Genomic DNA, 337 nt, shown 5'->3' on the forward strand with positions numbered 1-337 from the left:
TACGAATATAACGAGCTCGGGCAGGTGGTGGACAAGAAACTGCATTCCACCAACAGCGGTTCCAGCTACCTGCAGTCGGTCGACTACCGCTATAACATCCGGGGCCAGCTGACCTCCATCAACAACAGCAGCCTGACGGCCGATGACCGCAACGACGACACCAACGATGTGTTCGGCATGGAGGTCCTTTACGACCAGCAGGAAGCCGCCATCGGCAGCAGCCCTTATTATAACGGGATGATCTCGGCCGTCAAATGGAAGGCCAAAGACCCCCAGGGGGGCAGTCCCAAAGAGCGGAGCTACCGTTTTGAGTACGACAACCTTCAGCGGCTGAAGA

General features: G+C 57.0%; 1 pseudogene. It reads left to right on the top strand.

Features of this window, described 5'->3' with window-relative positions:
- Nucleotides 1-337: pseudogene (locus DDR33_RS25420) on the top strand (hypothetical protein); the annotation flags it as partial.

Source organism: Pararcticibacter amylolyticus (assembly GCF_003130405.1).
In the GTDB taxonomy this organism is placed as follows: Bacteria; Bacteroidota; Bacteroidia; order Sphingobacteriales; family Sphingobacteriaceae; genus Arcticibacter; species Arcticibacter amylolyticus.